This window comes from Streptacidiphilus monticola (assembly GCF_042658505.1).
Classification (GTDB): domain Bacteria; phylum Actinomycetota; class Actinomycetes; order Streptomycetales; family Streptomycetaceae; genus Streptacidiphilus; species Streptacidiphilus monticola.
The window spans coordinates 170,223-178,530 of the sequence record NZ_JBHSQJ010000064.1; the positions used below are offsets into that span (position 1 = coordinate 170,223).

At 72.0% G+C, this 8,308-nt stretch carries 9 protein-coding genes; 6 read left to right on the forward strand and 3 right to left on the reverse strand.

Going from position 1 to position 8,308, the window contains the following annotated elements:
* Nucleotides 1-283: 283 nt before the first annotated feature.
* A complete protein-coding gene (locus ACFP3V_RS16345; protein WP_380583972.1) occupies nucleotides 284-1,024 on the reverse strand; it encodes a hypothetical protein in 741 nt (246 codons plus the stop codon).
* 222 nt (nucleotides 1,025-1,246) lie between these two features.
* Here ACFP3V_RS16345 and ACFP3V_RS16350 point away from each other — a divergent pair, with 222 nt between their 5' ends.
* The 5 genes from ACFP3V_RS16350 to ACFP3V_RS16370 all read left to right on the forward strand — a co-directional run bounded on the left by ACFP3V_RS16350 (nucleotide 1,247) and on the right by ACFP3V_RS16370 (nucleotide 4,891).
* The gene (locus tag ACFP3V_RS16350; RefSeq protein ID WP_380583974.1) at nucleotides 1,247-1,402 is read left to right on the forward strand and encodes a hypothetical protein; all 156 of its coding nucleotides are present in this window, start codon (nucleotides 1,247-1,249) and stop codon (nucleotides 1,400-1,402) included.
* Between the two features lie 165 nt (nucleotides 1,403-1,567).
* Nucleotides 1,568-2,080, forward strand: coding sequence for a tetratricopeptide repeat protein (locus ACFP3V_RS16355; protein WP_380583976.1), 513 nt, complete (start codon nucleotides 1,568-1,570; stop codon nucleotides 2,078-2,080).
* Between the two features lie 432 nt (nucleotides 2,081-2,512).
* Nucleotides 2,513-3,052 (forward strand): VanZ family protein, encoded by a 540-nt coding sequence (locus tag ACFP3V_RS16360; protein ID WP_380583978.1) that lies wholly within the window; start codon nucleotides 2,513-2,515, stop codon nucleotides 3,050-3,052.
* A gap of 164 nt (nucleotides 3,053-3,216) precedes the next feature.
* Entirely contained in the window at nucleotides 3,217-4,362 is a 1,146-nt protein-coding gene (locus ACFP3V_RS16365) for a M48 family metallopeptidase (protein ID WP_380583980.1), read from the forward strand.
* 127 nt (nucleotides 4,363-4,489) lie between these two features.
* Nucleotides 4,490-4,891 (forward strand): pyridoxamine 5'-phosphate oxidase family protein, encoded by a 402-nt coding sequence (locus ACFP3V_RS16370; protein ID WP_380583982.1) that lies wholly within the window; start codon nucleotides 4,490-4,492, stop codon nucleotides 4,889-4,891.
* An 88-nt stretch (nucleotides 4,892-4,979) separates the two neighbouring features.
* Here ACFP3V_RS16370 and ACFP3V_RS16375 read toward each other — a convergent pair whose 3' ends face one another.
* Nucleotides 4,980-5,618 (reverse strand): fasciclin domain-containing protein, encoded by a 639-nt coding sequence (locus tag ACFP3V_RS16375; protein ID WP_380583984.1) that lies wholly within the window; start codon nucleotides 5,616-5,618, stop codon nucleotides 4,980-4,982.
* A 364-nt stretch (nucleotides 5,619-5,982) separates the two neighbouring features.
* Here ACFP3V_RS16375 and ACFP3V_RS16380 point away from each other — a divergent pair, with 364 nt between their 5' ends.
* The gene (locus ACFP3V_RS16380; RefSeq protein WP_380583986.1) at nucleotides 5,983-6,852 is read left to right on the forward strand and encodes a class II glutamine amidotransferase; all 870 of its coding nucleotides are present in this window, start codon (nucleotides 5,983-5,985) and stop codon (nucleotides 6,850-6,852) included.
* Between the two features lie 268 nt (nucleotides 6,853-7,120).
* On the opposite strand, the gene ACFP3V_RS16385 is transcribed toward ACFP3V_RS16380, so the two are convergent.
* Nucleotides 7,121-7,570, reverse strand: a complete 450-nt coding sequence (locus tag ACFP3V_RS16385; protein WP_380583988.1) for a RidA family protein — start codon at nucleotides 7,568-7,570, stop codon at nucleotides 7,121-7,123.
* Nucleotides 7,571-8,308 lie beyond the last annotated feature (738 nt).

Consider the following 8,308-nt stretch of genomic DNA (forward strand, 5'->3'; position numbering starts at 1 on the left):
ACGACCGCCTGGGAGTCCCGGCGCAAGCGCGAGCCAGGCTCTTCGCGCGAGGCCCGCCCGCAAACCGGTTCCGGCCTGGAAGCAGGACCCGATGGACGACGGTCGCTCCGACCACCGAGCCCGCGAAGCAGTGGCGAGAAGTTGCCGAGAGGTCACCGCCACCCCGGCTCGGGCACGGGTAGCGGACCTGCCTCCACGCCCGAAAGGGAACTCCAGGACGTGGCCCCGACGCCCGGCCCGGAGCCCCCGCGCCGGTGCGCGCGGGGGCTCCGACCCGAGCGACTCAGTCGAGGGTTCCGGGCAGCGTCTGGAACCAGAGGAAGACATTGGTCGGGATGGGGGCGGTGACGCCGTTCTTCGGGTTCTTGGCGAGACGGATCGCCGTCGCCAGGGACTTGTCGCGCTCGATCTCGACGAACGACGAGCGCTTGGTCACACCGATCACGTAGACGGGCCACCACTCGGGCCGGTTGCTGTTGCGGTCCGCGATCAGGTGGTCGTGTCCGGGCAGCGGCACGTTCTTCAGCGCGCCGGCCGGGGCATGGAGGGCGGCCGCGATTCGGGACAGGTCGATGCTGTCCGGATGGTCGATGCACGGCCCCTGCGGGCACTGCAGGTGGCGCGGCGCCGGGGAGAACAACGGCACCGGGATGAACAAGGGGTCGGTGAACTTGTCCGACGTGGTCCCGGGTGGCACGGACTTGTACTTCGCCCCGACCTCGCAGCCGTTGCCGGCACCGGACTTGACCTTCGGATCGCACCAGAAGTTCTGCGTGTACAGGAACCGCACCGTGTGACCTTCGTACCAGCCGTCAGTGGTGCCGATGTTGCGGCACACGTTCTGCGGCCGGCCGGTCATGCAGGGATGGACCAGGGGCTGGGTGGCCGTACGCCCGGTGGGCGGCGGCCCGAATCCGCCGCCCGCGGCCGACGCCGCGCCCATGCTGCAGGCCAGCGCCAGACCGCTCGTCAACGCCGTCCAACGCAGCCGCCGCCACCGTGATCCACTCCGCACCAGGCTCATCCGATACCTCCACAGGGGCTGAAGGGAGAGCCCGGTCGGGCGCTCCAGCGAGCATGTATGACCAGTTCCGCGAGCTGCGGCCCAGCCGCGGCGCGCTTCCACTCGCGTGGTGTCCCCGGACGGCGGCTCGGCGGACGTTGGGCCGCCCCGGGGGTGGGCATGCGGGCCGGCGGACCGCGCTGTCCGCTCGTCCACCGCCGCCCTCCCTCAGTGGGGGAACGCGTGCACAACATCGACCTTCAGCAGCAATGCCCCCTGGACTTCTCCGGTCACATCGGTATCGCCTTCGACCCCAACGCCCTGGGCGACGTCCTCACCGCACTCGACCCGGCCCACCCGGTCTGGGTGCCCTGCACCTGGTACTCGCCCGGCCTGTGAGAGTCCGGCGCCGTCCGGGGCCGCCCCNGCGACGGTCCGCCGGGACCTCGGCTTTCGTCGCGTCGTCGCCTCGCGGCAGCCGGTCGGACGGCGGCGATGGCAGGCCAGGCGCCGACAGCGGTACGGTGACTCGATCTTCACGCTCGAACCAACGGGGGACAACGCATGACGACCGACGTGACACCGGAACTGGCCGAAGCGATCCGACGGGGCTACGACCAGCGCGACCGGGCGAACATGGAGCCCACGATCGCCTACTTCCAGGCGCTTCTCGCCGACCACCCCGACCACCCGGTCCTCGTCTACGAAGTGGGCGGCGCTTACGACACCGCCGGCCAGGAGGAGACCGCCCGCGGCTACTACGAGCGCGCGCTCGCCCTGGGCCTGGAAGGCGACGTGCTGCGCAGGTGCCTGTGCCAGTACGCCAGCACTCTGAGGTGGCTGGGCCACCTGGACGAGTCGCTGGCCGTGCTTGACCGCGCCCGCAAGGAGTTCCCGGACTCCGACTCCGTGCGCGTCTTCCGGGCTCTGACGCTCAATGAGGCCCAGCGGGTGGACGAGGCGGTGGCCGAGTTGCTCACTGTCGTCACCGGGCACGCCGAGGCCACCGACCTCGGCCGCTGGGCCGTCGGGCTGCGCGGTCTCGCCCAGTGGCTCGCCGACGGCCGTCCCGAGTAGCCCGACTGGGGACCGGACGGCAGCGGGCACCTCCAGCCGTCGCCCCCGCACCGACGCTCGCGCGCCCCGCTGCTGGGCACACAGTCCGCGTCCACGTGCCCGGGGGCGGCATGCGCCACCGGCCCTCACCCTCAGCCGTCCCGCAGTTCCTGCCGATTCCTGTGCCTCGCCTCGATCGGCAACGCCCTGCAGTGCTCCGTGCCAGGACACATCCCCCGGCCGACGTGCCTTCTTCGGGCCACGGCTCGCGAACGGTCCGGCACCGGCCGGAGCAAGGGAAGCCAGCGGGCCGACCCGTCCGCGGGTTTCCCGACGCCGGCCGGCAACGCCTCGAAGTACCGCAAGAACCCTCCGCGCTGTGCGGGAAAACATGCGTGCCGCTCGCGTCAGGGGGTACACGGCTGTCGCCGGCGTTGTCCGAAGGGGGGATCCATGAGCGTGTCCCATGAACGGCCGCTCCTGCTCAGAGCGATCGGGGCGGTGGTCCAAGTCGTGGCCGGGGCAGCGGCGTTGCTGGTGCTGGTCGCCTGCCTGGCTGCCGTGGTCAAGCTGACGCTGACGCCGTCACCGGCCTCGGTCGGCATCGCGCACACCAACCTGCGACCGGGTGCGACCATCCGGCTGTATCTCCAGCAGCCTTCGGTACGGCAGGCGCTTCTGCAGATCGGCGGCAACGTCCTGGTCGGCGTGCCCTTCGGACTCGCGCTGCCGGTGTTCGCGCCCCGGTTCCGCGGCGTCATGCGGGTCCTGGCAGCAACCCTGGTGGTGGTGGGGGCGCTGGAGGTGGCTCAGCACTTCTTCGTGCCGGGGCGCTCCTTCGACGTCGACGACATCATCCTGGCGCTCGTCGGCGCGCTCGCCGGCTACCTGCTCGCCGGGCGTCGCCTGTCCCGCCTCGTCCACCCTCGCCACCGCCACGCTTGGCAGCGCTACGGCGACCGCCTGCGCCGTCGGCGCGCTCAGCAGACCTGACGGCGCCCCTGCGAGACCAGGCCGACCGGCCGGGCTCATGGGACCGGGTGACGGGACGTCAGTCTCCCGACCTGCGAGCCGGGTCGAGGCTGCCACTCCGCAGGGTGGGCGCCGGCAAGCGATCACACTTTCACGGCAACCGGGCCGACCGCCAAGATGAGCGCATGAAGCGGTTCGACGAGGACTTCACCGAGGAACAGGTCGCCCGTTCACGGGCCCGCAGGCGCGACACCTTGCCACTGCGGTACGCCTCCGCGGCCGTCGGGCTCGTCGTGCCTTGCCTGCTGGGATTCACACCGCTCGGCGCGGCGGTGATCGCCGCGGTCGGCGACCTGGCCGGGGGCGGCTGGGCGGCGCGGGCCGCTTCGGGTGCCGTGGCGCTGCAGACGGTGCTGTCGCTGGTGGGGCTGCCGCTTTCGGTGCGCGGCGAGATCGTGAATCGCCGCTGGGGCTTGTCGGTTCGCCGATGGAGTCTGTTCGCGACCGACGCGCTCAAGGGCTTCGCGCTTGCCGCGCTGGTCTCGGCCGGTGTGGCGACGGCTCTGTACGCGCTGCTGCGTTCCGCCCCGGCCCGCTGGTGGCTCTGGGCGGCACTGGCAGGGGCCGCGGGGGTCTTCCTCCTGTCGTTCCTCGTCCCGGTGGTGCTGGAGCCGCTGTTCAACCGTTTCCGCCCGCTGGACGAAGGCCCGCTCCGAGAGCAACTGGCCGCGCTGGTGGCCGGCTCCGGCGTCCCCGTGCGGCAGCTGCTGGTCAGCGACGCGTCGAGGCGGACGACCGCGACCAACGCCTACGTCTCCGGCATCGGCCGAACGCGCCGCCTGGTGCTCTGGGACACGACGATCCAGCAGGCGCCGCACGAGGAGGTCGCGGCCATCGCGGCCCACGAACTGGGGCATGCGGCGCGGCGGGACGTGCTCGGGCTGACGGCGCTGTCGGCGCTCGGCGTCGCGGCCGGCACAGCGGTGCTGGCAGCCGCGCTGCGCTCCCCCGCCCTGCTGAGCGCTGCGGGGGTGTCCCGGCAACAGGATCCGCGTTCGCTCGGCCTGGTCCTCGCCGTGGTCGCCGTGCTGGGCGCGGTGACGGGTCCTGCCTTCAACGCCGTGAGCCGCCGGGTGGAGGCGCGGGCCGACGGCTACGCCCTGGATCTGACGCAGGCTCCGGACGCCGTCGTGGCCATGGAACGGCGACTGGCCGTGGCGAACCTCACCGACCTGGACCCGGACCGGCTGACGGTCTGGCTCTTCGCCACCCATCCACCGATCCGGGACAGGATCGCCCACGCCCGGTCCTGGGCGGCGGAACGGCCATGACCCGCGGCGCCCGACCGGCGCCGCGCAGCTCCCGCGAAGGAGGTGCCGTGCGCCCCGCGTCGTGGAGCTGCCCCGCCGGACTACGGTCGAACTCCGCCCACCCGCACGACGATCGAGGAGACCTCACGTGACCGACCAGGATGCCGCCGCGTTCTGGACCGAACGCCATCTGTGCGTGCTCGCGACGCCACGCGCCGACGGATCCATCCACCTGGTCCCGGTCGGCGCCACGTACGACCCCGCCAGCGGCACGGCCCGCGTCATCACCAGCGCGACGAGCGTCAAGGTGCGCAACATCCGGCGCGCGGCGGCACCGGTGCGTGTCGCCCTCACCCAGGTCGACGGCCGGCGATGGACGACATTGGAGGGCGTCGCCCAGGTGACCGACGACCCGACCGCCGTCAAGGACGCCGAGGAACGGTATGCCCGCCGCTACCGGCAACCCCGCCCGAACCCGGCTCGCGTGGTCATCGAGATCGCGGTCGACCGGGTACTCGGGACGTGCCGTGTCCCGCTGCCCGGGCGTTGACCCGCCCGAACGGCACCACGCCTCCGCGGCCGTCCCGAACGGGAGCCGCGGGCCCCGTCGAGCTGCGGCTCCCGCGCCGCCACCGGGCCTACTTGGCAGGCATGAGAACCGTGTCGATGATGTAGACACGGGCGTTGGCGGTCTGCACGTTCCCGCAGACGACCTTGGCACTCTGGTTGACGGTGAACTCCTGGCCCGAGCCGGTGACCGTCAGCGAGCCGCCCTCCAGGGTCTTGTGGGTCCCGGCGAGCATGGCGGGCGTGAGCTGACCGGGCGTCACATGGTAGGTGAGGATCTGGGTCAGCTTCGCCTTGTCGTTCAGGACGGCGTCCAGCGTCGCCTTCGGAATCTTGGCGAAGGCGGCGTTGGTCGGCGCGAACACGGTGATGTCCTTGGCCGAGTTCAGCGTGTCCACCAGCCCCGCCTTCTGCACCGCGGCCACGAGGGTGGACAGCGCCGGGTTGTGCGAGGCGGCGGTCGCGACCGGGTCCTGCGCCATGCCCGCGAAGCTGCCCGCGCCGGAGGCCGGCACCGCTGAACAGGCCGGACCGAACGGCGCCGCCATGGCGCCGGCGCCGGACGGCTCCCCCGTGGACGGGGCGGCCGAGGACGAACTCGCGGGCGGGTTGGCCGCGTTGCTCGTGCTGCTGCCACTGCTGCAGGCGGAGAGACCGAGGGCCAGCGTCCCCGCGGCGACGACGGCGACAAGGGGGAGGGTACGGGACATGGTCGTGCTCCTGTAGGTCGGCCGGCCTGTGCCGGCGGGTTCTCGGGACTGTCCGCGAGCGTCGGCGTTCCTTGCGCTCACACCCGCTATTCGGCCTCGCGCGGCGACCGGATGGGTCGACCGCCGGACTTCTCAACTCCGCTGGCGGAAAGCCCCGGAGAGCAGCGCGATGGCCCCGGCCCGCCCCGGAGACGCGTCGGCGGCCGGGCGTGCCCGCGCTTCGCGCCAGTTGCCGACGCACGGCTCAGGGAACATCTTCATGTGGAGCGCACTGCCTGCCCCGGCGCTGCGCACACGGCGAGGCGCCCGCGCGCTTCCCCGGTCCCGGCAGGGGTCGTACCGACCACCATCCCAGGAGGACCCGATGTGCCGTCTGTTCGGTCTCAGCAGCGCCCCGCACCGCACCCAGGCCACGTTCTGGCTGCTCGACGCCCCCGACAGCCTCAACGACCAGAGCCACCGCGACCCGGACGGCACCGGACTGGGCTACTTCTCCCCCGACGGCACCCCGCAGGTCCACAAGGCCCCCATGGCCGCCTACCGCGACCGCGCGTTCGCCACCGAAGCACAGCACGTCCAGTCCACGACGTTCCTCGCGCACGTGCGCTACGCCTCCACCGGCGCCCTGGAAGCCCGCAACACACACCCCTTCGAACAGGAGGGACGCCTGTTCGCACACAACGGCGTCATCGAGGACCTCGACGCCCTCGACACCCACCTCGGCGCGGACCTGCGCCTCGTCCAGGGCGACACCGACTCCGAACGGTTCTTCGCCCTCATCACCCGCGAGACCAGGGCCAACGGCGGCGACGTCGGCACCGGCATCGAGCAGGCTGCCCGCTGGATCGCGCAGAACCTGCCGGTCTACGCGCTCAACCTCATCCTGACCACCCCCGACGGCCTTTGGGCGCTGCGCTACCCCGACACCCACGACCTCTACGTGCTCCACCGCTCCGCCGGCGGCCAGCACGGCACCCGCCACCTCGACCACAGCGGCACCGCGGGGCGCATGCGCATCCACTCCGACACGCTGGCCGACATCCCCGCCGTCGTACTCGCCAGCGAACGCATGGACGACAACCCCGCCTGGCGCCCGATGACGTCGGGGGAACTCCTGCATGTGGGCCCCGACCTGCGCTCCACCAGCCGCGTCATCCTGCCGGACCGGCCCGCACACCGGCTCACCCTGGGCGATCTGCGCCCCGACGCCGCCGCCTCCCAGCAAGCCGCCTGACGGCCTGGGCCCGCCGGCGCCCGGCCCGTCGCGGTTCTCTTCCGATACCGCAGGCCTCGTGCGAGCGGTGCCGGGGGCTGCGGTTCAGGGACGTCGGTTGCGATGCTGGTGGCCCCTGCCCGCTGACCGCTGCGGGCCGGCACCCACCACCTGTTCACGTCCTCGATGACGTACTGGTGCTCGGCCGGCCAGGAGCAGGAGCAGCCCACGAACGTGACCCGCGTCTTCCCGCTCCTGCTCTCCGCCATGGCCGGCCGGCCAGTCCCGGTCAGGCGTGGGCGGGCAGGGCGGCGAGGGCGTCGATCTCGACGCGGAAAGCCGGGTGGACAAGTCCGGCGACCTTCACCAGGGAGCACGCCGGCGCTCGGCTTGGATCGAGGTACTCGTCCCGGATACGGCGGAATGCGTCCAAGTCGCCCAGGTCGGTCAGGTAGACGCTCAGCTTGACGACGTCCTGGAAGGTGGCGCCCGCCGCGTCGAGGGCGGTGGCCAGGTTGGAGAAGACCTGCCGTATCTGCGCAGCGGCGTCGGACTCCCCGACGAGGGTGCCGTCCGCGTCGAGCGGGACTTGACCGGAGACCGCGACCATGGGGCCGGTGAACGCCACGGCGTGGCTGTAGCCGTTGACGGGCGGACTGCCTTGGGGGCGGACGAAGTGCTGCACATGTACTCCTGCATCATGGCGGCGGTAGCCTGGCGCGCTGGATATCGTCGGCATTCTCGCAGAACGGCGGTGCCCCGTCGGCGCGTTGCGGCGCTGCTCGGGCCGTGGCACCCGTGGCCGTGGTCCCGGTGGCATTGACCGAACCCAGATCCCGGCCCGGCCACGTCGTTCGAGGCCGCCACTCAACCAACGAGCGGCGATCGGTTGCGGGTCGGCGGCTCCGCCGCGCGCCGCGTGCACCCTCTTGACGACTCCGCGGCAGTCGGCAAGATCGTTGAAAGTTTCGAGCATGCAGCAGCCGCGCAGCTCCGCTCCCAAGGGGCCTTCGCTTCGAGCGAGGCCCGCGGAGGCCGAGGCAGAGCCAGCCCAGCCCTGCAGGCACGCGGTATGCCAACCCATCGACATAGAAGAGGACTTTCGAAATCCAGCCGAAATCATTGACAACTTTTTCGAAGGCCTCAACACTGTCGGCGTTGAACCACCCGGCCGTCCCACGCCAGGGGCGGACCCCTCTGCCTTTCCCCACCCACCTGCCGCAGCGCACGTGTCGGCGACGTGTCGGTGTCCCCTGCCCGCGCACGGCAACAGGGGCAGCCGGACCGCCGTCCTCCCACGGCCTCGGCACAACGAGGAGGAACACGCGTGTCCAACGCTTCGCCCCAGCGGCGAATGACGAACCCCATGAAGGCGCTCGTCGGCCTGGTCTCGGCTGTCGTGCTCGCCCTCATCGCCCTTGCCGCCCTCCCGGGCGCCGCCAGCGCCGCCACCACGATCACGTCGAACTCCACCGGC